Below are 26,775 nucleotides of genomic sequence, written 5' to 3'. Positions count from 1 at the left end.
CCCATACACCCCATAAGGTAGATATAACAAATACCCACGCGCATTATTCTATAAATTAATACAGAAAAATAAGCCAAACGATCGATATTTTAGGCTTTTAATGGGTGTTATTGATGATGGGTGTATGCTTGTATGCTTGGTTATAGGCTATGGTTAGGTTGTGTTGGTGGGTGGGTTTGTTTGAATGATTCGGGGCGATTTGTAATTTATGCGATAAACACTCTCCTGGACTTTGTTGGCAAGTTTATTGCAACTTGCCTGCTTCTGGGCTTGGGAAAAGGATTTGATGGATTTGTGCCAGGGTGAGTTCTTTGTTATAAAATTCCTTGAAATGCCTAAAAAGATCTTTGGAAATATCCCAAGTTACAAAAAGTTCTGGGTGATTGTGTTTGGCTAGCCATATCAAAAATACCGGAAATTCCGCAGAGGGGGCAAACCATCGATACGTTCCTAGAGGTATTTTATACACACGTTTGTTTTTGATAGCACGCAGATCTGCCCAAAGCTTGGAATTGAATAAATCCTCTGGCATTGCAGGGGTGAAATTCGTGATGTAGATGATATCAGGATCACGCCTATAGATTTCTTCTAGGCTCACTTTTTTGGGGGTTTTAAAGTCTGCAAACACATTTTCTGCCCCAGAATGCTCCAGCAAGTAATTTGCAAATAGCCCATTAGCAACGATTTCATTCTCGCTATATCGGTGTAAAATCATCGCTTTAGGTTTGTTTGCGATGTTTTTGAGTTGGTTTTGGAGTTGCTTTTCTATTTTTTCATTGGCGTTTATGAGTTTTTCAGCCAGAGCCTGCTTGCCTAAAACCTGTCCGAGGATTTCAAGCCAGTTTTTTAAGGTCAGCTTATAGTTATAATTCTGGATATTCACGCTTAGTGTGAGTGTGGGGATACCCAAACTATTGAGCGTAGAGCAGAGTTTTTTATTGGCTTGATGGCAGAGGGCAATATCAGGTTTGAAATTCAATATTTCTTCAATATTTTCGGTGTTGCCATCGTGGATATTGAGGATCTCTGGATAAAAATCGGCAAGCACGGAAGCTTTGATCGCTGTTTTGCTGGCCTTTGGGATTTGGACGAGCCTTGAACTGCTAGAATCCAAAAGCACAATAATCGATGGCAAGGGCCACATCCCCCCAACTACAGCGATTCTTTCAATCTTTTGGGGGATTTCGATGATATGATTTAGCGAGTCTTTGACACCCACAGCCCCACAAGAAAAAAACAACATCAAAGATAAAAAAATAAATTTTTTCATAAAACTCCTATTTTTTGGTTTATAAAATCCTCTCTATAGCTTGGCTTGCCTCCCAAACAACCCGTTTTTTTATATTTAATAGGCAATTGACCCAAGTATTTGGGTATGCGGATTCAAAGATTTTGGGAATTTTTTAGCGCAATATCTTCTTGCACCCATTCCATAAATTTATCAAAGAAAAATTCCGTTTTATCCATAAAGCCAAAGCCAAGATGAAAATCAGGATCCAAAGAAGTGATATAAAGATTGCCCTTAAAACTCACGCCGTCTTTATAAATAATGCTCTCATCAAGCTCATTGACTAGTATCTTTTCGCTCCCTTCTGGGGGATAAAACACGCCGTGGTAATGCCATTTGGCTTCATTAGGGGTGAGTTTTTCAAACAAAGGATGATTAGGGTTGCTAGCATACAAGGGGAGATCTGCCCCCGGGGTTACCCACCACCAAAAATTTGTTGGATACCCACGCCATCTCACGCCCTCAATGTAGATTTTTGGCATCTCGCCAAATGCTACGATATTCCCACCCCCATCAAGATAATCACGCAATTTTTGCTTGTTTGCAAGCAAAATATCCGCATTGCACCTTGAAGCAATTGTGAGATAATCAAAGCCCCTTAAATCCTGATGTTTCAAGTCAAGCACATAAATGCGCTCATCAAAAAAATTGGCATATTTGCCATTTTTATTGGTAAAAAATTTTTGATGAAAGCAACTTCCCCCCGTGATGATGGCATTTTTGAGTTTCATTTTTGCCCCTTGATTTCTTTTAAAATCCAGCCTAAGAGTGCCACACCCATTCTGCGTGCTGTGTTGGTATCAAATATCCCAAAGCCTAGCAAATCCGCCCCCGCCGTGCTTAAAATCACGCCCTTGGTCGTGAGGCGATCAATATAGGCAACACACCTCCCCTCGCTGTCTTCTAGGATAATCTGTGCGTGCTTTGGCGGATGGAAGTAGCCACGATTGAAAAATCCCTTTACCCCTCGCCTGTAGTTGAGATCATATTGGCTCACGCCTTGAAATATTGGGTGAGAAGAGATTTTGACTTCCCTGTCTTTGATGGGGATTTCACTGGGGATATAGAGATTATTTCCAGGCAACCAGGGCAGAAAATTTTGAGCAAAAGAAACGACAATTTTTCCATTTTCCAAAAAGTTTTCAATATAAGTGGCGTGTTTTGAAAGATAAATCTCATCAATGCTTGTGGGGATAATGATAGCTTCAAAGCTCTCCAGCCCGCTTGCTTTGCCCAAACCTCGCTCATAGATATTGAAATATGCCACACGATCGGCGTATAAAAAATGATGATAAACGCCATTTTCCTCATAGCCCTGCGAATCCAGATAGGCAATCGGGGGAATGTCTTTTTGCAATATATTAAACATATTTTTCTCTAAGTTGGATTTATTTTTGGGAGTATTTTATTGATTATATTATTAAAATAATATTAATTATCTTTTTAATTATCATTTAAGAAAATATATATTAAATTTCGCATTCAAAAAAAATTTAAATATCAAGGTTGCATAAATGAAGATTTTTTATTCTACCGCTTTTGTTTTTTCAGCGATGTTGGCACAAGAGGTGCTACCACAAGGAACTTCTGTTCCTGAAACGTATCAACTTCAAAAGATAGTTACGCAATCAAGTATGTCGGAACTACCCTTAGAAGAGCAGAGCAAGAGTATCAGCGTTATCCCTCAGGAAGAAATTTTGCAAAATGTCAGCACTGGGGGCATCCAGAGCCTTTTGGAGCAAACTCCTGGCGTGCTGTATTCTCGATCGGGCGGTATCAACGGGCAACTCAGCGTTCGTGGGATGAATTCCAATGACACCCGCTCGATTGTGTTGCTTGATGGGGTGCGGGTATCGGGGCGTAATACGCTAGAATTTAACACCTTTGATCCCAATTCACTTGAAAGTATCGAGGTGTTGCGGGGACCTGCTTCTTCGTTGTGGGGTTCAGATGCGATGAATGGGGTTATCAATCTTCGCACACGTCGCTTCAGAGGCGATATTCATCAAAGCTTTAGCCTAACACCCAAGATCCGTGCTGTGGATTTTGCCAGCGTGAATAAATACGTTGGCGGGCGTGCCGAACTCATCGGTGGCGGGAATGGTTGGGATATTCTTGTTGGCGGGAATATCAAGACAGCACAAGATTACACCACGCCCATTGGGGTGGCAAAAAATAGTGCGTTTGATGTCTATGGCGGGGATTTTAATATCGGCTACACCAATGCCCATTCTACGAGATTTTATACTCAAGGGCGTTATACCCACGTTGTCTCCAGGCGAGCTGGGGGGCTTGGGGCTGCTCCAGGCTATCCAGTCAAAATAACACGCGAAGACCCCATCGTGGAAAAATATCTGCGTGTGGGGATAGAGTCTTTTGAGCTGGGTTTTGCTGACAAGCTCGATGGTTATTTGTATGTGCGCAAATACGACACAGATATTTATAGCAACCCTGCTGGCACACTCCAACCTGTGATCAATAGCTATATCTTTGGCGGACGCCTCGCAGGGGATAAGCGAATAAAAGCCCATAGTTTGGTTTATGGTGTGGATTTTTATAGTAGCCTCAATCCGCAGGTTAAGGTTTATAAACCGCAAAAAGCCATCGCACAGAATGTGATAAAAACCCTCTATCGCCCTTCTGTTACAACAGATATGGGGCTTTTTATCAAAGATGATTGGAATGTTTTTGATCCGTGGGTGCTTTCTGCTTCGGTGCGTGGGGATTATGTGCTGACTTTGATTAAGAAACACCCGCATTTTTCCACAGAAACGCCAGAGGCCTCAAGATTGCTCGATGAAAATAGCGTGATCCATAATGGCGCACTCACGGGGGCATTGGGTTCGGTATTTTTCTTCAGTGAAAATTTCAGCAACGCTATTAATCTGAGCCACAACTTTAGAGTGCCATCTGCAGGTGCGAGGATGAATTCAAGTCCAGCAGGGGATTTGCGACTAGAAGTCATCCCTAATCCCACGCTAAAACCCGAATATTCTGATACCATTGAGGTGAGTTTTCGTGCGCATAATCCTAATCACTGGGTAAGTCTCACGGGTTTTTTCACCTATTATACCGATCTCATCACCACCAAAACCACCCAAGCAGGCGTGCATAATCAATATGTCAATATCGGAGAAGTGTATATAGCAGGTGCAGAGCTGGAGGGGCGGCATATGTTTTTAGACACATTGCATCTTGACTATGCTGCGACTTATACCTACGCCCAAGATGTAACAAACAAAAGACCCTATCGCTACATCGCCCCACTTTATGGGCGAGTGTCCTTGCAATATGATCTGAAGGGGTGGTTTTTTCGATTTGTAGAGCGGGCATATCTGGGGAAATTTAAAGCACGCATTGACCCCACACAAGAACGCCCCACGAAATCTTATGCGATGAGCGATGTTTATATTGGTTGGGATTTAGAAAGTCTTAGCAAAGATTTCAAACATATGCAGGTGGTGATGGGCGTAGAGAATGCTTTTGATGTGGTAGGTAGGAATCCTGCCACCGTGGAGGATCTCAAATACCCTAATGATTTGGTGAGTAATCCCCTTGTAGAGCCGGGCAGGAATTTTGTCCTCAAATATGCCTATCAATACTAGGGCTAGGCAATGAGAATCATTTTTTTGTGGTTTTTGTTGTGCGGGGTTTGTGTGTTTAGCTTGTGGGCGGGGAGATATGATTTGGGGGTGGGAGAGATTCTTCATATTTTGACCCAAAAGATATTTGGCGGGGCAAATGGTGCGATAAACAATGGTCTCAACGCACAAGTGATTTTAAATTTGCGCTTACCTCGTGTGGTGCTAGCGATATTTGTCGGTTGTGGCTTGGGGGTAGCGGGGGCTTGCTTTCAAGCGATTTTCAAAAATCCCTTGGCAACCCCTGATATTTTGGGTGTAACCAGCGGGGCAAGCTTTGGGGCGATTTTGGGCTTGATTTTTGGCTTTGGGGAGTTGGGTTTGGTTTTGATGGCATTGGTTTTTGGGCTTTGTGCATTAGCACTGACCCTTTCTATCGCTACCAAAGGAGGGGGCGTGGTGATGTTGGTGCTTGGAGGGATTATTGTCTCTGCTCTTTTTCAGAGCTTTTTATCCTTGATAAAATACATCGCCGATCCACAAGATGTCCTCCCTGCGATCACGTATTGGCTTTTAGGCTCATTGCAAGTGAATGGTTTTGATGGGATTTATCTGGGTATTGTTGGGATTTTGCTAGCGTGCTTGGTGATTTATCTTTTTAGATGGAAGCTCAATATCTTAGCGCTCGATGATGATGAGGCAAGGAGTATGGGGATCTCTTTGACTTTTTATCGGGCGTTATTTATTGGGGCTTGTGCGTTGATTACGGCTTTGGTTGTGTCGATGTGTGGATTAGTAGGCTGGGTGGGCTTGCTTATCCCGCATATTGCACGATTGCTTTGTGGGGGGAATAATTTTAAAATCATCCCGCTTAGCCTCTTATTGGGGGCGATCTTTATGGTATTTGTTGATATGCTCTCCCGTAGCCTCTCCCCTGATGAGATCCCTATTTCTATCCTGTGTGCGTTACTTGGCGCACCATTTTTTATCTATGTGCTAAAAATCAACAAAGGGATGCGATTGTGAATCTTTTTAGCGTTTTGGATGGGAGTTTTTATCGGGGTGATAAAGCGATACTTAAGGGCATTTCAATGGAAATAATGCCGGGCGAGATACTTTGTGTGCTAGGTTGTAATGGGGTAGGGAAGACAACGTTTTTGAAATGTTGTATGGGGTTTTTGCAATGGAATAGGGGCGAAAGTAGGCTTTTAGGAGAGCGTGTGGCAAATAGCAGAGAGTTTTGGAAAAAAGTCTCGTATGTCCCGCAGGCTCGGAATGTCAATATGGGGCTTAGCGTGCTGGATATGGTTGTTCTTGGTCTCAACCCATTCCTTGCATTCCATCCCAAAAAAGAGCATTATCACGAGGCAATGGAGACACTTGAAAGGCTAGGCATTGCCAACCTAAGCAACCAGCATTGCTATCATCTTAGTGGTGGGGAAATGCAGATGGTGCTATTTGCCCGTGCTTTGATTTCTAAGCCTGTGTTACTTGTCCTTGATGAACCTGAATCCAATCTGGATATCAAAAATCAACACATTATTTTAGACCTGCTCGCTAGCCTTTCAAAACAAGGCGTAGGCGTGCTACTTAATACCCATTACCCCGCTCACGCCCATAAAATCTCTCATAAATGCCTTTTGTTTTATCGGGAGAATGATAGCCCAAAATATATCTATGGGAGAACGCAGGAGGTTTTGACAAAACGCCATTTAGGTAGGATTTTTGATGTGCCACATTATTTATTTAATGATATTTTTGCATTTTAAAAATATATTAAAAGATTTTTAAAATAATATATCATACAACTGGAGCGGTTTTTCAAGTCCGAAAATCTATTTTATTTATAAAATTATAAGTTTTTATACTGCTTATCTGTTACTTTTTTTAACATTGATTCGATACGTTTGGATTAAAAAAATATTTTTTTCATTTTATTTTAAAATTGAAGTATATTGAAAATATAGATTTCAATATGAAAGGATTACTATGTTTTCAAAAACACAAGATTTTGTTCAAAGCCGTCGTGATGTCCTCAAAACCTCTGCTGCGGCGGTATGGGGTTCGTTTGTTTTGGGTGGGTTGGCTATCAATCTGGACGCCAAAGAAAAGCCGATGATTCTGGCAAACCCTGCCAAAAAAAGCTCGCTTGTTTATCTTAATTCAAACGAAAATTCCTTAGGAATGTCGCCAAATGCCAAGCAGGCGGTTTTGGATAATCTGGATAATTCGTTCCGTTACCTCACGTATGCTCCCGATTCTGCACGCACCAAGCTAGCTGAAATGATTGGGAAGAAGTTGGGATTTAAGTTGGAAAATGTCCTTTTAGGTAACGGCTCTTCGCAAGTGATTCAAGCAGCCATTTATGCCTTTATCAATCAAGCAAAACTCAACAAAAAGCCCATCCAGCTTATCGTTGGCGATCCGACATTTGAATATGCCGAATTTTTTGCCCAGCCTACCAAAATCAAGATCGTAAAAGTCCCGCTGGATAAAAAAATGGATTTGGATATTTTGAGTATGCAAAAGCACGCCCAGAATTTTAAAGGCATTTCCATTGTCTATATCTGCAATCCCAACAACCCCACTGGCACGACTGCAAATGCCCAAAATATCGATAAATGGGTGAAAAAAGCCAAGAGCAACCAGACGCTTTTTATCTTTGATGAAGCCTATGGCGAATACGCTACCAATTTCAAAAGCGCCCTAGAATACGTCCAAGCAGGGCATAAAAATATCCTTGTAAGCAAGACATTTTCAAAAATCTATGCCTTAGCGGGCTTGCGCGTGGGCTATGGTATCGCTGATGGCGAGATGATAAAGCTTATCGGCGGTTATTTTGAGGGTAATAAGGTCATCACGGGCTTTATGGAATGGGATAATATGAACTATTTAGGCACGTATGCGGCATTAGCGTCATTGGCGGATAAGGATTTTGAGGCAAAAAGCCTAGAAGCTAACAAAAAATCCAAAGAAATGCTGACCCAAACGCTCGATGATCTCAAAATCACCTATCTCCCCACGCAGGCGAATTTTTTGTTTTACAAAGTCAAAGGCGATTTAAGCACGTATCAAAAACGGATGAAAGAAGCGGGCGTGGTTGTCGGGCGGGCATTCCCACCACTTTTGGAATGGAATCGTGTGAGTATGGGCGTCCCTGAAGAAATGCAAGTTTTTGTTAGCGCTCTGAAAGATTTTCGCACCAAAGGCTGGATATAAGTGAGCCTTGAGGGTTTTGTGCCAATAAAAATGGAACAAAAGCTTTGATTTGGGGGCAAACCCCTTAAAAAATCGTTACCAGATAAAATTTATTATTACCATTTCAATGGCGCGACCCCAGATCCGAATCTTTCTGATTACCCTCTAAAAGTTGCGTGAGTTCATCGCACGCAATGATTTTGCCATCTTCTAAGCTGAATTGGGCTAAGACCTTGAAAACTGAATGTGTGCCATCTTTTTTGCGGGCATTGACTAGATGGTTGGTAAAAACTATATTGCCCTCTGCGAGCAATGTGATAAATTTTATGGTAATGGTTTGAATGGTTTCTCTTTGCTTGTGCAAATGGGATTTGAAGTTTTCAAAATCGATTTGGATACCATTGACGCATTGTGTGTAGTTTTTGGAAAAATAATGTTCAATCGTGGTATTATCGATTTTCCCTTCTTCTAAAATCTTTTGGAAGCATTCTTGGACGATGGCTTTTGTTTGCATTATATTTTCCTTATTAGATTAATTTTTATGAATAAAATAGGATTATATACAAAAATTTAAATTATTAGGAAATTATTTTTTACTCAGGTTTTGGGGCTTAAAGGTAGGTTAAAAGTTTCCCTGTTTTGTTTTCCCTTGAGGGAGACAAGGGGCTAGCCGTCTGCTATGCCCTTACGGGCATAAACGTATCGCCGTGCGAGGCTAGTCAAGCCAAGCAGTTGGCTTTTTTAAAGGTTTGGGCGTATTGGTATGCTCTTTGCGAAGTCCGCAGGGTGGGTGGGTTTCTATATCCCATCGGGTGGGTGGGTCAGAAAACTCCCCCAAACCCTGACCCACCTCCTTAGTGGTCAAGATGATAGAGCGTAGATTGCTTTTTTGTTAGCAATTCTTGAACTACTAGCAAACCAAAGCCAGCTACGCTTTTTAATCCTGCATTGCATTGGGGGCGTGCAGTGGGTGGGGGAAGGTTTTAGGAAGGGGGCGGGCGACGCTTCGCAAGTAGAACCCGCCCCCTCCTAATAGACGAAAGCCTAAAAAAACATTATGCCTACCGATCCAGTTTTTAAAAACTGGATCTGAAGACCATTACAAGAGGCAAAGCCTATTTCCATTCCTAAAGGATAGGGTCATAACGGCGTGCGTTGCATTTCGTTATCAACCCAGTTTATATTGCATTATGCTACGTAATGTATTTTTTGACAAAAAACAGATTTGGCAATCGTGATGATTTGGGCATATCGGAGAAAATATAATGGAATTGCAGATTATAGAAATCTATTCAGACATCGGGGCTTCTAAAAGAGGGGCTGCCCAAGGCGTGGGCTTGCTCGATACGTTGTTAAAAAAATCCCATCAGCCCTTGATGGCAAATGCCCTCAAAATTTTCAATGACTTTGCAGATTTTGCTGGTGAAAGTGAAGCAGATTTTGAACCTTGCGAGCGAGCAAAAGCGATTGATTATGCGAAAAATATCGAAGCGATTTATGGGTTTTTCAAAGATAAATTAATCCCGGCGATGTCTTCTGTGATGGCAGAAAGGAAGCGACTTGTGATCTTAAGCGGGGATCATTCCAACGCCCTTGGTAGCCTGCAAGCTTGCAAAAAAGCCTACCCCAAAGAATCCATCGGGATTATCTGGGTGGATGCGCATTCTGATTTGCATACCCCTTATGATTCGCCTTCAGGAAATATCCACGGGATGCCCTTAGGCGGGGTGCTTGATGTGGTTACATCGGGGGAAAATACACTCACGCCCACACAAAAAAACCAATGGAAAAAATTATGCTCGCTAGCCCCGCAAGATAATCGCATTGCCCCTCAAAATCTCGTTTATGCTGGCGTGCGAAGTATGGAAAAGTCCGAAAGAGAGGTGATTAGAAAATTCCAGATCCCCCTTTATCGTGTTGCAGAGATCCGCAAAGATATTGCTGGTGTGGTAGATAAAATCGCTAGTTGCTTGCAGAATGTTGATCGCATTTATCTAAGCGTGGATGTTGATGTGCTTGATGGGAAGATTTTTACCTCTACAGGGGTGAGGGAAAATAACGGGCTTTATCCCGTTGAGCTTGATAGGTTTATCGGGCTTTTGATTGAGCGATTCGCCCAAAAGCTGATTGCGATTGAATTTACCGAGTTTAATCCTGCTTTAAAAGATTCTCATTCCCAAGACAATGAAGTGCTTACCCAGATTGTTTCGAGCGCCATCACAAAACTAGAGCTACAGCGGTGAAATCGTTTGAAAAACACCCCTTTGCACCTGTTTTTGATAAAAATTCTGAAATTTTGATTTTGGGTTCATTTCCCTCAAAGACTTCAAGACAAAATTTTTATTACCATCACCCACAAAATCGATTTTGGAAAATTTTGAGCCGATTATTTGGCGAACCTTTTTTGGCAGACATCCCTGCGAGGCGTGATTTTTTGCTCGCCCATCATATTGCGTTGTGGGATGTGATTGCAAGTTGTGAGATTGAGGGTTCAAGTGATGGGAGCATTCAAAATGCCCTGCCGAATGATTTGGGCTTGATCCTTGAAAATTCTTGTGTCAAAAAGATTTTTGCCAATGGCAAGAAAGCTGGCGAACTCTATCAAAGGCATTGTTATCCCAAGCTTGGGCGTGATATTGTCGTGCTTCCCTCAAGTAGCCCTGCAAATGCACGGTGTAGCCTAGAAGCATTACTTGAGGCGTGGCGAGTGATTTGTTTGTGAGCGTTAGGCTGGTTTTCTTAGTTTTTTAAGCATTTATTATTTTGATTTATTATTTTTCTTTAAAACCACCTTAAAAATAGGAGCAATTTATGAAATACAAAATTTTGATCAGTGCGGTTTTGGCTACAGCATTGAGTTTGAATGCCTTTAGCATTGCTGATATGCCAAGTGTCGCTAAGCGTGTGGGTCCAGATATTTCTTCTAATGCGGTTTATTCTTACAACGCTTCGGTCAAAGACGCCACGCAGGCAGTTGTGAATATTTCAACGCAAAAAAAGATCAGGAATCAGATCACAAATAATCCGATGTTTAATGACCCATTTTTCCAGCAATTTTTTGGCGATTTGTATAATCAAATCCCCAAAGACAGGGTGGAGCGAGCGCTTGGGAGCGGGGTGATTATCTCACCTGATGGCTACATCGTAACCAATAATCACGTCATTGATGGGGCAGATAAAATCACCGTTACCCTGCCTGGAAGCACGCAAGAATATTCTGCGACCCTTGTTGGGGCAGATCCCGATGGGGATTTGGCAGTCATCCGTATCAACAAACAGGGCTTGCCATTTATCAAGTTTTCCAACAGCTCGGATTTGTTAGTCGGCGATGTGGTATTTGCGATAGGCAATCCCTTTGGTGTCGGTGAGACCGTAACGCAGGGCATTGTCTCAGCGCTCAACAAAAATGGGATGGGTATTAATAATTATGAAAATTTTATCCAAACTGATGCTTCTATCAATCCGGGAAATTCTGGTGGTGCGCTCATCGATAGCCGTGGGGCGCTCGTGGGTATCAATACCGCTATCATCTCAAGAACAGGCGGGAATCACGGCATTGGCTTTGCGATCCCTTCAAATATGGTAAAAAGTGTCGTAACCCAGTTGGTGAAAAATGGCAAGATTGAACGAGGATTTTTGGGCGTGGGTATTCAAGATGTCAGCAATGATTTGCGGGGGACTTATGCTGGCAAACAAGGTGCGGTGGTTATCAGCCTTGAAAAAGATTCGCCCGCTAAGAAAGCCGGCTTGATGGTGTGGGATCTTATTACCGAGGTTGATGGCAAAAAGATCAATGACGCTGCGGAACTCAAAAATATCATTGGTTCGCTCCATCCCAATCAAAAAATCACGCTCAAATACATCAGGGATAAAAAAGAGCATACTGCTACGATCACCCTAGCAGAGAGAAAAAATAACAGCAAGAATGAAGTAAGTGTCCCCAAAGACAATATGCAAGGACAGCTCAGTGGGCTAAAAGTCGAGACCCTCACCCCGCAAATCCGACAAAAATACAAAATCCCCAATGACATTAACGGGGTGATAGTAAGCTCTGTGGCTGAAAATTCTGCTGCTGAAGATGCTGGCTTTATGCAAGGGGATATTATTTCTCAAATCGAAGATATTACTATCAAATCAACAGCAGATTTTACCAATGCCTTGAATAAATACAAAGGCAAGACAAAAAGGATTTTGGTTTATGGTAGCAATGGGATCAAAACCATCGTAACAAAATAAAATTTTATTATGGCGGACGCGGTTTGCCAAAAAGACAAATTGCGTAAAACATAATGAAAACCTTAGAAAACAGGTTGATATTCCTGCGTTAGCAGGATATAACCCTATCCTTAAAGATAACTGCTTATCTTTTTTGGTTCTGCGTGGCGATTGCGATATGCGACAAAAGGAGCATAGCAATACGCCCAAACCTTAATTCACTGCCCGCAGTGATCTTCAGGTTTGGGTGAAGCCCAAACCAACACCTTTAAAATTTATTTCGAACGCACAAGCCTAAGGCTTGGGTGTGAGATGGTTACTTTAGGAATGGAAAGAGGCTTTGCCTCTTGGAATGGTCTTCAGGTTTAATTTTTCAGAGAAAAAATTAAACCGAGTAACTATAATGAAAACCTTAGAAACTTATTTCCAACACACAAGCAAAGCTTGGGTGTGAAATGCTTACTTTAGGAGCGAAGCGAGGCTTTGCCTTGCGTAGCGGTCTTCAGGTTTGTTGCCAAACAAACCGAGTAGTTATAATATAAGATGACTGAGTTTTTGAAAACTTTCCAAAATATCAAATACTTTTTTACTTTTTAGGATTTCTTTTGCTTGCCAATACCCATCAGATATCGAATCTGCTAAGCCATAGAGATAGAGTCCAGCGCCCGTGTTAAGGCATACCAAGTCGCTTTTTACCGATGGGATATTGTTGAAAATCTCAAGCGTGATTTCTTTGTTTGTGAAGCTATCCCCGCCTACTAACATCGAATGCCTCGCATAATCAAGCCCGACTTCAATGGGCGTAAAATCATAACTGCTGATATTGCCATCTTTGAGTTCGGTGATTTTGGTCGGTGCGCAGAGTGAAATTTCATCATATTCATCAAATCCACTCACCACCAAAGCCCGCTTGATACCTAATATATTAAGGGCTTCTGCCATTTTTTCGGTGTAGTTTTTGTTAAAAACGCCGATGAATTGGTGCGTAACTGCAGCGGGATTTGCTAAAGGACCGATGAGATTGAATGCGGTCTTAAATCCCAGAGACTTCCTCGCCGCACTTGCAAAACGCAGGGCTGAATGGAATTTGAGCGCATATAAAAAGGTAATGCCTAACTCATTGTAGCAGTGGATACACGTCGATACGCTCATATCGACATTGATCCCCAATCTAGCGAGCAAATCTGCTGAACCTGATTTGCTTGTGATCGCGCCATTGCCGTGTTTGATGACTTTCACGCCTGCTGTGGCGAGCAATAGCGAAGCGGTGGTGGAGACATTGAATGTTTTGTTTGGACTCCCACCAGTCCCGACAATATCCATACGCTTTTCGCCGTTTATAGGCAATGGAAAAGAGACCGCTTTTTTTTTCAACACACTAGCAAATCCGGCAAGCTCTTCAGCATTCACGCCTTTGATTTCCATCGATGTGAATAACGAGCCAATTTGCGCATCGCTCATATTGCCCTCCGTGAGCTCGTCCATAATATCATAGGCTTCTTGAAATTCCAGATTGCAGAGGGCGAGGGTTTTTTTGAGATAGGTTTTGATAGGGACGCTTTCTCGGCGATAATGCAAAAAATTTAATAGCATTTTTTCGCCCTCTTGCGTGCCGATAGATTCGGGGTGAAACTGCAATCCTACAAGCTGGTAGTGCTTGTGTTCGACTGCCATCACCTCCCCATCGGGGGCAAATGCGCTGATGGTGAAAAAATCGGGGATGTCTTCTTCTTTGCCAGCGAGTGAATGGTAGCGCACAACCGGCGTGTCAAGGGAGATATTTCTAAAAACCCCTTGGGCATTGTGTTTGAGGGGTTGTATTTTTCCTTGAACGATGTGTTTGGCATTCACAATAGGCACGCCAAATGCCGCAAGTATGGCTTGATGTCCAAGACAAATGCCAAGTATGGGATAAATCCCTTTGAGTTCTTGGATGATTTGGATAGAAATCCCGGCTTCTTTGGGAGTTTTGGGACCTGGACCGATGATGATATATTGCGGGTTGATGGCTTTGATTTCTTCAATAGTGATCATATCGCTTCTAGCGACCTTGACGGGGTGATTGAATGTTGAGAAAACCTGATAAAGATTGTAGGTAAAAGAATCATAATTATCGATAAGTAAAATCATTATCTTACCTTTAGGGAGTTTTGCGGAGAATTTTCGCTGTTTTCTTGTGTGATGGCTTCGATGAGGGCAAGCATTTTGTTTTTGGTTTCGATATATTCGCTTTCTGGATTAGAATCATAGACAATACCCGCCCCCGCTTGGAGATAATAAATCCCATCTTGATAGACTGCTGTGCGGATGATGATGGCACTATCAAGATCGCCATTCCTATCAAAATACCCGATAAGCCCGGAGTAAATCCCACGTTTGTGGGGTTCGAGGGCATTGATGGTTTTGATCGCTTGGATTTTGGGTGCGCCACTGATCGTTCCAGCAGGAAATGTCGCATAAATGGCGTCTTTGGATGTATATCGTTGGGTATCTAGCTTGCCGGTAACTTCAGAAACGATGTGCATTACTTTGGAATATTTTTCAATCGATTTAAATTCGCTAACCCTCACGCTACCAGCAACAGCAACCTTGCCGATGTCATTTCTGCCAAGATCGACTAACATCAAATGTTCGGCATTTTCTTTTTCATCATTTAAAAGCTCTTTTTCATTATGCAGATCTTTTGCGGGTGTTTCACCTCTAGGGCGTGTGCCAGCGATGGGGCGAAGCGTGAGGGTGGCATTTTGAGACTTAATCATCACTTCAGGAGAAGCCCCCAAAATCTTGAAATCACAAAAATCAAAATAAAACATATAGGGGCTGGGGTTTTTGTGCCGTAAATTCCGATACGCCTGCAAGGGGGGAAGATCGGTTTTGATTTGCATACTTTGCGAGGGGACGCACTGGAGCAAATTGCCCGCATAAATCTCATCTTGCACGCACTTAATAGCGTGGATATAATCGTCTTGCTTGTCTTTGGAGATGATTTGGGTGGGAGTGGTTTTTTGTGATGGGGGGATGGGCTTGATAGTGGGTTTGATATGGAGTAGTTTTTCTTCAATCGCTTTGATATTGGCTTCCAAAGGGGTGTCTTGGTTTTCTTTGGCATACCCAACACTCACGATATACGCCTCATCATAAAGATGGTCAAAAATGAGAAAATCCCGCCCGAAAATAAACGCACAATCGTAAGTATTGATGATTTTGGGTTTGTCAAATACGATGTTTTCTATTTCTTCAAAAAATTCATAACCCAAATACCCCATCCCGCCTAAGGGAAGCGGGATATGCTCGAGTTCTTGGGGTTTTTGCGGGGAAAGATCCCTAAAAAACTCCAGCCAGTCTAGGAATTTTTTGCTACTATCTTTTGTGCTGAGATCGAGTGTGAAATTCTCTGCTAAGAGGGTGTATTTCCCAAGATTTTTGACAACCAAAAATGCGCAGGAGAGCATCATTAAGGAATATCTTTCCTTTCCTGTTTCTTGATAGGCTGATTCCAAAAGCACCCTCGCAGCGGTGTTTTCAAGCACCATCAACGGCGTGAGATTGTCAGACATTATTTTTTTGAATGCAATTTTGGCAGGCATTGAGGCACTAAAGTCAAACATAAAATCTCCGAAAAATCATTTTTTTGTTCCTGGATTATACATTAAATATGCTACTTATGGAAACTTTGCAAGATTCTAGAATTATAATAGTTGCATATGCAACTATTTAGATTTTTGTGTTATACTTCACACTTAAGTTGTAAGATTTTGCGTTATATTTTTAGATACAAGCTAGAAGATTAGGAGAGTAAATGAGAGTTTCAGGTTTGCTTATATTGGCTTTTTTGCCTCTGTGGAGCTTGTTTGCAAACGATTTGGATGTTAAAAATAAACAACAATCAATGGATCTAAGCATTCAAAGCGATGGCAATCCAAGCATATCTTCAGAGATGGAAAAATTTAGAAAAAATGTTGGCAACGCCATCGGGCTTATCGAGCTTTTGAAAGGGGCGGATTCAAACTATTCGCTCCAATCAAAAGCCTTGAGTATGCAACAAGCAAAAAAGAACCATACGATTGCAAAAGCAACGTTTTTGCCTCGATTTGATCTAGATTATACCTTTCAAAACAACAACAGAGATACCGAGACATATAAAAATTACAATACCCAAGTTGCAAATGCGAAATTTAATCTGGATGTCTTCAATGGTTTTAACACCATCAACACCATTAGAGAAAAATCCGCTACTTACCGCTCGAGTGTCGCGGATATGGAATACACAAGACAAAATATTTATCTTCAGGTAATCCAGCAGTATTATCAGTATTTTGATAATGTTTCCCAGCTTGTTTCATTACAGCGAAAACTCGATCAGATTAATTCAGACATCCAACGGGTTTCAAAACTTTATGACCAAGGTCTTACCACGATTGATGATCTGGAATCTCTCAAGGCGCAAGGCTCTTTGAGCGAGTATCAAATCGCTGATATTAAGCTTTCTATCGAGCAAAACAAATTGATGCTTGAATACCTCACCAATAAAAATTTTGATGCCCTCAAGCGGATTGAAATCAGCAATCCTATTTATGAGATCAAAGAGCGCCAGGACCTCATTTCTCTAAAAGAGCAAATCCGCGCTCAAATATATCAAAACAAGCAGTTAAATTATTATCCCTCTGTTGCGATATTTGATACGTGGACTTACAATATTCAAAAACCAGCTTATGCTTATGGAGGGTTTGGACAGCTTTATCCTACCGAGCAAAACACAGTCGGCGTTACCGTAACACTGAAAGTATTTGATGATATTGGCTTGACTTTGCAAAAGCAATACCTCAAGCTTGGTCAGTTGGCGAATGAAAAAAATCTGCTTTATAAGGAATTGGAGCAAAAAAAAGACGAAAAGCTTTATCGCAAATCTCTCGAAATAGCAAAAGCCAAAATCGCATCTTCTGAGGCAAGCTTGAAATCAGCCAATATTTCTTATCAAAATATCAAGAAAAAATATGACGCCCAATTGATAAATTTTACGGATTATTTGCAGGCTTTAAGCACCAAGTTTGACGCAGAAGCTACCTACAATCAGAGTTTGAATAACTACGAGTTACAAAAAGCCAATTATATATTTTATAGCGGGCAGAAATTACAGGACTACATAAAATAAGGAGAATAGACGGATGAAGATGAAATTTTTACTAGCAACACTTTTGAGCGCATCTTTGTTGTGGGGCGAGGATGTTTATGCGATTTTTAATGTCGAGGCAGTGCAGGATTCGAATTTGACCTTGGATTCTTCTGGTATCGTATCAGAAATGCTTGTTGATGTTGATAGTGTCGTAAAAAAGGGAGATAAGCTTTTGTCTTTATCCAACAAGGACAAAAAGGCACAAGCCGATTCGATTTATCAACAATATGTTTTTGCCAAAAAACAATACGAAAGATACAGCAAAACCGGTGGGGCGATCGACAAAAATACATTGGATAAGTATTTTTCAGATTACAAAAAGCTTGAAGCAGATTATAATTATTATGTTTCTTTGCTCGATAAAAGTATCTTAAAAGCGCCTTTTGATGGGGTGATTGCCAGCAAAAACATCAACCTTGGCGATGGGGTAATGGCAAATAGCACGACGCTTTTTAGGTTGGTGAGCCACCAGAAAAAAATCGTCTTAGAATTTGACTCCAAATATATCGATAAGGTAAAAGTTGGCGATGAATATGTTTATGCTATCGATGGGAGCGGGGAACAAAAAGTCGTTAAAATCACTAAAATTTATCCCACCGTTGATGATACGACAAGAAAAGTGAGTGCCGAAGCGATTGCTGCAGATGATATGGTGCCGGGCATTTTTGGCGATGGCTATATAAGGACTAAATAATGTATAAGTTTGCGATAACACGCCCCATCACGACATTGATGTTTGGTTTGGCTATCATCTTTTTTGGTGTGATGGGTCTCAAAAAAATCCCTACAGCCCTTTTCCCTGATATTGACTTCCCTATCATTATGGTCAGCACGAGCTATCCGGGGGCGAGTGCGGATGTCATCGAAAGCAAGGTAACTGATAAGATCGAAGAAGCCGTGATGGGGATTGATGGGATCAAGAAAGTTACCTCAAATAGTGCGAGAAACATCAGCTTGGTTATCATCGAATTCCAGCTTGAAAAGCCCATTGATGAGGCGATGAATGATGTCATCAATAAAGTATCTTCGGTCAAATTTGATGACCCTAATATCAACCAGCCTTCAATGGATAAATTTGATACGAATGGGCAAGCGATTATTTCGTTGTTTTTGAGTAGCGATACCGTCCCTATCCCGCAATTGATGCGCCACTCCGAAAATATTGTCAAGCCAATGCTCCAAAAGATTTATGGGGTTGGGGGTGTGCAACTCAATGGTTATCGTGAAAGACAAATCAGGATTTATGCCGATCCGACATTGATGAATAAATATGGGATCACCTATACTGATCTTTGGAATACGCTTGGGACGGAAAATCTCGAAGTTGATGGCGGGAGAATCGTCAATAACACCAAGGATTTTTCAATCCTTACCGATGCTAATAGCTACAAAATCTCTGAGGTTGCCAATATTCGGGTCGCTGATAATGTCAAACTCAGTGATATTGCTGTGATTGAAGATGGGATTCAAGAAGACACGACCTATGCGGCTTTTGGCGATAAGCCCGGCGTTATTTTTGAGGTGCAAAAAATCTCTGGGGCCAACGAAGTTGAGATTGCTGATGGGGTTTATGCCACGCTTCCAGATATTAAGGCGGTGAGTCCGGGCTATGAGGTGAAGACATTTTTGGATACGACAGAATATATCCGCTCCTCGATCAAGGATATTGAATTTGACTTGATGCTTGGGGGTATTTTGGCAGTTTCTGTTGTGTTTTTGTTCTTGAGAAATGTTACGATCACGCTCGTTTCTGCTATCAGTATCCCGGTATCGGTGATGGGGACATTTGCGCTCGTGCAGATGATGGGATTTTCTCTCAATATGCTCACAATGGTTGCGCTCACGCTTTCGATTGGGATTATCATTGATGATGCGATTGTTGTCATCGAAAATATCCACAAAAAGCTTGAAGCCGGTATGAGCAAGCGTGAGGCGGCTTATGAGGGGGTCAGGGAGATTGGATTTGCTATCATTGCGATTTCTGCGATGTTGCTTTCTGTCTTTATCCCCGTGGGGAATATGACAGGGATTGTCGGTAGGTTTTTTCAAAGCTTTGGGATCACCGTGGCGTTAGCGATTATCATCTCTTATGTTGTGGTTATCACGATTATCCCGATGGTGAGTTCGTTGATTGTCAGCCCCAAACAATCGAAATTCTATCACTGGAGCGAGCCATTTTTCAAAGGGATGGAAAGCACCTATGTAAAGATTTTGAAATTTGTTTTGAATAACAAAATCATCATCAGCGTTTTGGTGCTTGCGATTTTTATTGGTTCTTTGGTTGTAGCGGGTAGATTGGGTTCGGATTTTATGCTCAAAGAGGACAGGGGGCAGTTTTATGTATGGATTCAGACAAAGCCCGGTATTAGTATTTATGATATGCAAAGAAGAACGATCGATTTTCAAAAAGAAATACAAAAGCGTCCTGATGTTGATTTTACGACCATACAGGTGGGCTATGGCAAGATCCAAAGTGTATTCAAATCTAAAATCTATGTAAAACTCAAGCCCTTAAAAGAAAGAAAAAAAGGTCAATTTGAGATTATGAATGAGGTTAGAAAGACCCTCAATGCGATGCCTGAAGCCAAGATTATGACTTCGATTATCCCCTCAGAAGTGCCTTTGATTGGCGGGGGAGACAATTCGCCATTCCAAGCTTATATCTATGCGCCCTCACAAGCGTTGGTAGATGAGAGTGTCAGCAAACTCCGCCATCTTTTGCTTGAAAGCCCCGAGCTTAAAGGGAAGTTCCAAAACTACCATACCAGCACTTCAGATATGCAACCCCAATACCAGCTCACGGTTTTAAGGCAAAATGCCAACAAATATGGTATCACCGCTCAAGCGATTGGGCAGGTCGTCAATGCTGCGTTTTCAGGGGAAAATCAAGCGGCGTATTTCAAAGAAAATGGAAAAGAATATTACATCACGATTCGCGTCCCTGATAATAAAAGGGTCTCGGTAGAGGATATCAAGCGCCTCCAGATCAAAAATAAAGATGGTAAATTGATGTTTTTAGATGGTTTGGTTGAGATCAAAGAAAGTATCACGCCATCAAATATCACCCGATATGATAGACAACGCAGTGTTACCGTCTATGGCGAAACTACAAAGGAATCTGGTCTGTCTTTGGGGGATTTGCTAGAAATTGTTAAAAGTCGTTCGTCTGAATGGCTCGCTCCGGGTGCAAGCATTGCATTTGGGGGTGATGCAGACAACCTCGCAGAAACAGGGCAGGCTTTTGTTGTAGCTGTAGCAACGGCTTTTATACTGATTTATTTGATACTTGCTGCGCTGTATGAATCCCTCTTAGAGCCTTTGATCATTATGATTACAATGCCACTAAGTTTTTCAGGGGCGTTTTTTGCCCTTGGCATTGTGGGCCAGCCTTTGAGTATGTTTTCGATGATGGGGTTGATACTCCTCATCGGGATGGTGGGCAAGAATGCGACCTTGCTCATTGATATTGCCAATGACAAACGCAAAGAGGGGCATAATATCTATGATGCGATTATTTTGGCAGGGGAATCGAGGTTGCGCCCTATCTTGATGACGACGATTGCGATGGTCTTTGGGATGCTCCCGCTTGCTATCGCCACTGGAGATGGTTCGGCTATGAAATCCCCCATCGGGATTGCGATGAGCGGGGGCTTATTGGTATCAATGTTTTTGAGCTTGCTTATCGTCCCTGTTTTTTATCGTTTGCTTGCCCCGATTGATGATTACATCAAAAAACTTTACAAACCCAAAGAGGGTGATAAATTCTGATGTAATTATTTTTTACTCGGTTTGCCTTTTTGGCAAACCTGAAGACCGGTTCTTATTTCTACTCGGTTTGTTTGGAAACAAACCTGAAGACCATTCCGCAGAGTGAAACTCTGCTCCATTCCTAAAGGATTTTGACCCACCCACCCGAGTTATATCCTGCTATCGCAGAAATACCAACTTGGGGTGGGCAGAGTTTCTAAGGTTTCCATTCGCAAACTGAACTTTGAAACCACTCCGCAGACTAAAACCCTGCTCCATTCCTAAAGTTATTCTATCCGTCCGAGTTATTCCCAGCCAACACAACTCATTCAGTCTATTTTATAACATTTTTATTATTGCCTTGTTTTGCGTGGAGGGCATTTTAAACAAGATGGGATATAATGCTTAAAACTATCTTGTTATATGGAAAAAAAATGAGGATTATCGTCTTTTTATCTTTGGTATTGTTGGGCTTAAATGCTACAGAACCCAATAAAAGTCAAATATTTATCGGCGGGGCTTTGGGGATGGCTGATATTTCCAAGATGATTGATGGGCAAAAAGATACACCCAACTCTTACAAGGCTTTTGTTTGGGGAGCTAGGGGCGGTTATCAATTCAGCTTTCTTAATGGATACCTAGCCATCAGGACGTATTTGGATTATCTGATGGCTATCAAACCACTAGCGCTTGATACGATCACATCTTCGGTATTGAGCTTGAATCTCGATTTGTTGGCAGATTTTTTACATATTGGCGAAAATGCTTTTGGGGTTTATGGCGGGGTTGGTTTTGGGTATTTCCAACACGCCAATGTTATCAAGGTTACCCCTGAAGACAAAGCGCTTGTGTATGGATATACCGGTGTTTTGAATTTTGGACTGGGGGCAAGCATTCAGAGCAATCATCGCGTTGAGCTTGGGATAAAAATACCTTTTAGCAGGGTCAAATCCATCGCTAATCCTGCGGTTTCTTATGAAAATATTTATGCGAGCGCTTCATATTCTTATTTATTTTGATCCACAATACACATCGCAATACGTTTGACTTCGCCTGCATAGAGGATATCCTCACCTTGGAAGCTTAGGCTAAGCCTTTCTTGACTCGGTGGGATGAGGGTGGCTGTTTGGGGAATGCCATAATACTTATTTGCCACGGCAAAAACAGCCGCCATCCCTGTCCCGCACGCAAGTGTGATATCTTCGACACCCCTTTCATACGTGCTGAGGTAAATCGTGCCATCTTGGCTATCTTTTTGGATAAATGCCATATTAACATTGGCATTATATTGCTTGCGAAGCTCTGAAAGAACGGGCGTTTTGGCGTGAGGGAGCTGGGATTTTTCTGCTACAAAATGCACCAAATGGGGCACACCCGTATCGATATGATACCAATCCCCGCAAAATCCGCTACCATCGAGCTGAAATTTTTCTAATTGTTTATAAGCACCCAGATTGCTTGTAACGATATTATTTTGCACACTCACTTCAATCACGCCTGCTTGGGTCAAAAAGCAATGATGGCTAGGGGCCAAACCCTCTGTGTAGGCATAGTGTGCCACGCATCTGCTGGCATTCCCGCACATTTTTGCCTCACTGCCATCGGCATTGTAAAATTCCCATTCATAGGCATAGCTTGGGTGGGGTAAAACCACGACAAGCCCATCTGCCCCGATACCATTGTGGCGATCACAAAGCGTTTTTGCCAAAACCGATCGGTTATGATGGCGATCATCTTTGGTGGCTTGCGTGATCAAAAAATCATTACCACTCCCAGAATATTTGTGCAAGATTAGTTTTTTATCCATATTTTTATCCATATTTTTATTTTTTGCGTGCGAATGCTGTGATTTTATCAAAATTGTTCTATTTATTTAAACTCGGTTTGCTTAGAAACAAACCTGAAGACCACTTCGGGCAGTGAAACTGCTTTTGTCGTATGCTATGCTCCTATTGGAGCATAAACGCATCGCCGTGCGGAGCTACCAAAGACAAGCAGTTGTCTTTGGCTTAACGCTCCTCCTGTTCCTAAAGAATAGGGTTATATCTTGCTAACGCAGGAATATCAACCCAGTTTCTAAGGTATTTAAATCTTATCCACCAATAAACCAAAGCCAACTACGCACTTTCACCCTATCTGCCAAGGGGGCGTGTCGGGGGGTAGGGGTTTAAGGGGTCTAGGGGGGCGGACTTCGCAATTTAAGCCCCCCTGACCCCTTTCTAGCTAGTATAAGAAACAATCACTAGCGATAAAAATATGGAAAAGAAAACATTATGTTTTATGCGATTCAGTTTAAAAACTGAATCTGAAGACCGCTTCAACAGGCAAAGTTTCCAAGGTTTTCTGTTATAATCGTTGGCAAAATAATTTACAAAGTTTTCTCAATGCGCCCAATTTATTTTTTTTGGATTGTTTTTGCTGTCGGTCTTTATTGGATGGGGTATTTGTATCAAGATTTTTTGATGAATCTCTTGATAGCTGGGCTTTTGTGCGTGGCGACATTTTGGCTCAAGAATTTTTTTGATCATTATAGTCGTTTCAATCTTTTAAACTCGTTTTTGTGCGTGGCGATTTTGCTGGCTTTTTTGATCGTGCCTCTGTATTTTGTGGGGCATAAAAGCCTAAAATTCATCCTTAGCTTGGATATGGATACATTGAGTGAATTTATCGAACGCACAAAAGAGATGATTGGAGTGGCATTAGCAGATTTCCCGACATTGGGCGCAAATGTCAATCAAATGCTTTCAAATATCTCGGCACAATCAATGATGGGCTATGCTATCAAATTCAGTAGCACGATTACCAAATTCAGCCTAAATTTCGTGATGGATGCGGGATTTATCTTGGTTTTTTTGTTTTTCTTTTTTTATTATGGGCGTCGGATTTATGATTATATGCTGGGCTTACTCCCCTTTGAGGTCGCTCAGACCAGAAGTATTTTTGGCGAAATCAATGGCGTTTTGCGTGTGGTATTTTTGACCTCAGTTATCAATGTCGTTTTGCAGGGGTTTGCATTTGGCATTGCTGTGATTTGGTTTGGCTATGACGGGTTTTTATTGGGTGTTCTTTATGGTTTGGCTTCGCTGATACCCATCGTTGGCGGGGCTTTGATATGGGTCCCGATCGCAGGCTATGAGGCTTATAGTAGCCATTTTGCCGTAGCGATTTTTATCGCCATTTACTCGTTGGTATTTATTGGTTTTGTCATTGACAATCTCATCAAACCGGTTTTGATTGCCCTTATCAAGCAAAAGATTTTAAAAACACCGCTTCAAATCAATGAAATTTTGATTTTTTTCTCGATTTTAGCAGGGCTTTCGACATTTGGCTTTTGGGGGATTGTTGTCGGTCCGACCATCACAGCGTTTTTTATCGCATTGCTTCGGCTTTATCAGAATCATTTTTCTTGCACGCAAGAGAAATAAAATCTAATCTAATGGAGAATAACAATGGAAAAATCAGTTCGTATTGATACCAAACTCATTCACGGCGGGATTGATGGGGATAGCCACACCGGTGCGGTGAATGTGCCGATTTATCAGACTTCTACATATAAACAAATCGAGCTAGGCAAGCACAAAGGGTATGAATACTCAAGAACCAAAAATCCCACAAGGGATGCACTAGAAGCACTGATAGCCGAGCTAGAAAGTGCGCGGTTTGGCTTTGCATTTGCCTCAGGGATGGCAGCTATTGATGCGGTGTTGCGACTTTTCAAAACAGGCGATAAATTGCTGATTTCAAGCAATGTGTATGGGGGGACATTTCGGATTTTAGACAAGGTATTTTCTCAATCAGGGATTTCCTATGAGATTGCCCCGACCCAAGATATAAAAGCCTTTGAAAAATCCCTCCAGCAGGGGGTCAAAGCGATTTTGATAGAAAGTCCGGCAAATCCACTGATGGGTGTGAGCGACATCGCCAAAATCGCTCAAATCGCAAAAAAGCACGGGGTTTTGAGTATCGTAGATAATACCTTTATGACCCCTTATTTGCAACGCCCCATCAAGCTTGGTGTTGATATTGTCCTCCATAGTGGGACAAAATATCTAGGCGGGCATAGCGATCTTATCGCTGGGCTTGTTGTTACCGATAATGAGGGATTAGCCGAAAGAATTGGCTTCTTGCAGAATGCTACCGGCGGGATTTTATCGCCTTTTGAAAGCTTTTTGTTGATACGGGGTATCAAGACACTTGGGGTGAGAATGCAAAGACATTGCGAAAATGCGTTGTTTATCGCCGAGCATTTGAGCCACACGGAGGGGGTATCAGAGGTGTTTTATCCCGGATTACCTCAAGATAAAGGCTACCAGACCCATAGGCTTCAAGCTTCTGGTGGTGGGGGAATGATAAGCTTTGTTTTAAAAGCAGGGTATGATTATCGGAAGTTTTTTGCTTCTGTCGAGCTTATTGCCCTTGCGGAGAGCTTGGGCGGGGTGGAATCCCTGCTTTGCCATCCTGCTTCGATGACACACGCTTCTATCCCGGCTCAAATCCGCCAAAATATGGGTATCAGCGATGGTTTGATACGCCTTTCTGTGGGCATTGAAGACAAAAACGATATCTTAGCGGATTTGCAAAATGCTATTTGCTCTAGCCGTGAGGCTTAGCGATGGGCTATTGCAACAACATCGACGAACTCATCGGCAACACCCCTCTCCTCAAGCTCAATCGCTTGGATATCCCAAATAATAACCGCATTTTTGCCAAGCTCGAGTTTCGCAATCCTGCCGGTGGTGTGAAAGATAGGGTTGCAAAATTTATGATCGAAATGGCTGAAAAAAGAGGCAAACTCAAGCCCGGAAGCACCATCATCGAAGCCACAGCGGGAAATACGGGGCTTGGCATTGCCTTGAGTGCGAAAAGCAAGGGCTATGATGTGGTGATGGTGGTCCCAGAGAAATTTTCGATAGAAAAACAAACATTGATGAAAGCTTTGGGAGCAAAAGTCATCAATACGCCTAAAGATGAGGGGATAGAGGGCGCAAACAAAAAAGTTGCTACCTTGCTTGAAATCATCCCTGATTCGATTTGTTTGTCGCAGTTTGACAATCCAGACAATCCAAAATCCCACTATGAAAGCACCGCCAGAGAAATCGATGAGGCGCTTGATGGGAATATTGATTATTTTGTATGCGGGGCAGGCAGTGGGGGGACATTTAGTGGCGTGATGGCGTATTTTAGAGAAAAAATCCCCGCTGCTAAGGGCGTGCTGTGTGATCCTATGGGATCTATCATCGGCGGGGGCGAGGCTGGGAGCTATGACATTGAGGGCATTGGGAATCATTTTGTTCCTAAGATTATGCGACTAGATTTCATCGATGAGGTCATCAAAGTCAAGAATGAAAATGCTTATGAGGGGATGCGTATTTTGTGTCGGCGTGAGGGTGTGTTGGCAGGGGTTTCTTCGGGGGCAAGTCTTTGGGCTTGTCTGGAATTGGCAAAAAAGATTGGCAATGCCAATATTGTTACGATATTTCCCGATGGGCTAGAAAAATACCTTAGCAAGGATATTGTAGATTTTGACTAACGCAAGGTAGGAGCAAACTAGAAAAATCCACAATCAAATAGCT

21 protein-coding genes are annotated in these 26,775 nt (G+C 42.1%); 14 read left to right on the top strand and 7 right to left on the bottom strand.

Annotated features, from left to right (window positions below):
- Positions 1-244: 244 nt before the first annotated feature.
- The 3 genes from BJI48_RS07240 to BJI48_RS07230 all read right to left on the bottom strand — a co-directional run bounded on the left by BJI48_RS07240 (position 245) and on the right by BJI48_RS07230 (position 2,657).
- Complete coding sequence (locus tag BJI48_RS07240) at positions 245-1,270, bottom strand: ABC transporter substrate-binding protein (protein WP_095333471.1); 1,026 nt, start codon at positions 1,268-1,270, stop codon at positions 245-247.
- Positions 1,271-1,383: 113 nt separating this feature from the next.
- Entirely contained in the window at positions 1,384-2,019 is a 636-nt protein-coding gene (locus tag BJI48_RS07235; RefSeq protein WP_095333469.1) for a hypothetical protein, read from the bottom strand.
- Entirely contained in the window at positions 2,016-2,657 is a 642-nt protein-coding gene (locus BJI48_RS07230) for an aspartate/tyrosine/aromatic aminotransferase (RefSeq protein ID WP_095333467.1), read from the bottom strand. Before BJI48_RS07230 ends, BJI48_RS07235 begins: the two co-directional genes overlap by 4 nt.
- Positions 2,658-2,802: 145 nt before the next feature.
- On the opposite strand from BJI48_RS07230, the gene BJI48_RS07225 reads away from it, so the two are divergent.
- The 4 genes from BJI48_RS07225 (at position 2,803) to BJI48_RS07210 (ending at position 8,088) form a co-directional block, all read left to right on the top strand.
- Positions 2,803-4,893 carry a TonB-dependent receptor gene (locus tag BJI48_RS07225; protein ID WP_257874437.1) on the top strand — a complete coding sequence of 697 codons (2,091 nt, stop codon included), beginning with the start codon at positions 2,803-2,805 and terminating at the stop codon, positions 4,891-4,893.
- Positions 4,894-4,902: 9 nt separating this feature from the next.
- Positions 4,903-5,895, top strand: a complete 993-nt coding sequence (locus BJI48_RS07220; protein WP_095333465.1) for an iron ABC transporter permease — start codon at positions 4,903-4,905, stop codon at positions 5,893-5,895.
- On the top strand, positions 5,892-6,638 hold the full coding sequence (locus BJI48_RS07215) for an ABC transporter ATP-binding protein (protein ID WP_095333463.1): 747 nt from the start codon (positions 5,892-5,894) through the stop codon (positions 6,636-6,638). The genes BJI48_RS07220 and BJI48_RS07215 overlap by 4 nt, the downstream gene beginning before the upstream one ends.
- Positions 6,639-6,858: 220 nt before the next feature.
- Positions 6,859-8,088 carry a histidinol-phosphate transaminase gene (locus BJI48_RS07210; RefSeq protein ID WP_095333461.1) on the top strand — a complete coding sequence of 410 codons (1,230 nt, stop codon included), beginning with the start codon at positions 6,859-6,861 and terminating at the stop codon, positions 8,086-8,088.
- A 103-nt stretch (positions 8,089-8,191) separates the two neighbouring features.
- Here BJI48_RS07210 and BJI48_RS07205 read toward each other — a convergent pair whose 3' ends face one another.
- Positions 8,192-8,581, bottom strand: a complete 390-nt coding sequence (locus BJI48_RS07205; protein ID WP_095333459.1) for a nuclear transport factor 2 family protein — start codon at positions 8,579-8,581, stop codon at positions 8,192-8,194.
- Positions 8,582-9,332: 751 nt separating this feature from the next.
- Between BJI48_RS07205 and rocF the strand changes: the two genes are divergently transcribed.
- The 3 genes from rocF (at position 9,333) to BJI48_RS07190 (ending at position 12,303) form a co-directional block, all read left to right on the top strand.
- Positions 9,333-10,310: an arginase gene (rocF, locus tag BJI48_RS07200; protein ID WP_095333457.1), complete on the top strand. Its 978-nt coding sequence runs from the start codon at positions 9,333-9,335 to the stop codon at positions 10,308-10,310.
- A complete protein-coding gene (locus tag BJI48_RS07195; protein WP_095333455.1) occupies positions 10,307-10,789 on the top strand; it encodes a DNA-deoxyinosine glycosylase in 483 nt (160 codons plus the stop codon). Before rocF ends, BJI48_RS07195 begins: the two co-directional genes overlap by 4 nt.
- Before the next feature lie 89 nt (positions 10,790-10,878).
- Positions 10,879-12,303 (top strand): Do family serine endopeptidase, encoded by a 1,425-nt coding sequence (locus BJI48_RS07190; RefSeq protein ID WP_095333453.1) that lies wholly within the window; start codon positions 10,879-10,881, stop codon positions 12,301-12,303.
- Positions 12,304-12,813: 510 nt separating this feature from the next.
- On the opposite strand, the gene BJI48_RS07185 is transcribed toward BJI48_RS07190, so the two are convergent.
- Together BJI48_RS07185 and BJI48_RS07180 are read right to left on the bottom strand one after the other, a co-directional pair.
- On the bottom strand, positions 12,814-14,412 hold the full coding sequence (locus BJI48_RS07185) for a bifunctional anthranilate synthase component II/anthranilate phosphoribosyltransferase (protein ID WP_095333450.1): 1,599 nt from the start codon (positions 14,410-14,412) through the stop codon (positions 12,814-12,816).
- The gene (locus BJI48_RS07180) at positions 14,412-15,890 is read right to left on the bottom strand and encodes a chorismate-binding protein (protein ID WP_095333448.1); all 1,479 of its coding nucleotides are present in this window, start codon (positions 15,888-15,890) and stop codon (positions 14,412-14,414) included. The genes BJI48_RS07185 and BJI48_RS07180 overlap by 1 nt, the downstream gene beginning before the upstream one ends.
- A gap of 191 nt (positions 15,891-16,081) precedes the next feature.
- On the opposite strand from BJI48_RS07180, the gene BJI48_RS07175 reads away from it, so the two are divergent.
- From BJI48_RS07175 to BJI48_RS07160, 4 genes are all read left to right on the top strand, one after another.
- Positions 16,082-17,434: a TolC family protein gene (locus BJI48_RS07175; RefSeq protein WP_095333446.1), complete on the top strand. Its 1,353-nt coding sequence runs from the start codon at positions 16,082-16,084 to the stop codon at positions 17,432-17,434.
- A gap of 13 nt (positions 17,435-17,447) precedes the next feature.
- Positions 17,448-18,149 carry an HlyD family efflux transporter periplasmic adaptor subunit gene (locus BJI48_RS07170; protein ID WP_095333444.1) on the top strand — a complete coding sequence of 234 codons (702 nt, stop codon included), beginning with the start codon at positions 17,448-17,450 and terminating at the stop codon, positions 18,147-18,149.
- Complete coding sequence (locus BJI48_RS07165) at positions 18,149-21,223, top strand: efflux RND transporter permease subunit (protein WP_095333441.1); 3,075 nt, start codon at positions 18,149-18,151, stop codon at positions 21,221-21,223. The genes BJI48_RS07170 and BJI48_RS07165 overlap by 1 nt, the downstream gene beginning before the upstream one ends.
- A gap of 413 nt (positions 21,224-21,636) precedes the next feature.
- Complete coding sequence (locus BJI48_RS07160) at positions 21,637-22,221, top strand: outer membrane beta-barrel protein (RefSeq protein ID WP_180763081.1); 585 nt, start codon at positions 21,637-21,639, stop codon at positions 22,219-22,221.
- On the opposite strand, the gene dapF is transcribed toward BJI48_RS07160, so the two are convergent.
- Positions 22,209-23,009, bottom strand: coding sequence for a diaminopimelate epimerase (gene dapF, locus BJI48_RS07155; RefSeq protein WP_095333437.1), 801 nt, complete (start codon positions 23,007-23,009; stop codon positions 22,209-22,211). The genes BJI48_RS07160 and dapF overlap by 13 nt on opposite strands.
- A gap of 577 nt (positions 23,010-23,586) precedes the next feature.
- On the opposite strand from dapF, the gene BJI48_RS07150 reads away from it, so the two are divergent.
- Genes BJI48_RS07150 through BJI48_RS07140 form a run of 3 tightly spaced genes read left to right on the top strand, consistent with a single transcriptional unit; the run spans position 23,587 to position 26,732 of the window.
- A complete protein-coding gene (locus BJI48_RS07150) occupies positions 23,587-24,627 on the top strand; it encodes an AI-2E family transporter (RefSeq protein ID WP_095333435.1) in 1,041 nt (346 codons plus the stop codon).
- A gap of 24 nt (positions 24,628-24,651) precedes the next feature.
- A complete protein-coding gene (locus BJI48_RS07145) occupies positions 24,652-25,812 on the top strand; it encodes a PLP-dependent aspartate aminotransferase family protein (RefSeq protein WP_095333433.1) in 1,161 nt (386 codons plus the stop codon).
- 2 nt (positions 25,813-25,814) lie between these two features.
- On the top strand, positions 25,815-26,732 hold the full coding sequence (locus BJI48_RS07140; RefSeq protein WP_095333431.1) for a cysteine synthase family protein: 918 nt from the start codon (positions 25,815-25,817) through the stop codon (positions 26,730-26,732).
- The last annotated feature ends 43 nt before the right edge of the window (positions 26,733-26,775 follow it).

The organism is Helicobacter sp. 11S02596-1, assembly GCF_002272825.1.
GTDB lineage: Bacteria > Campylobacterota > Campylobacteria > Campylobacterales > Helicobacteraceae > Helicobacter_J.
Note: the sequence above shows the minus strand (reverse complement) of the source record. Positions and strands in the feature narration are given on the sequence as shown.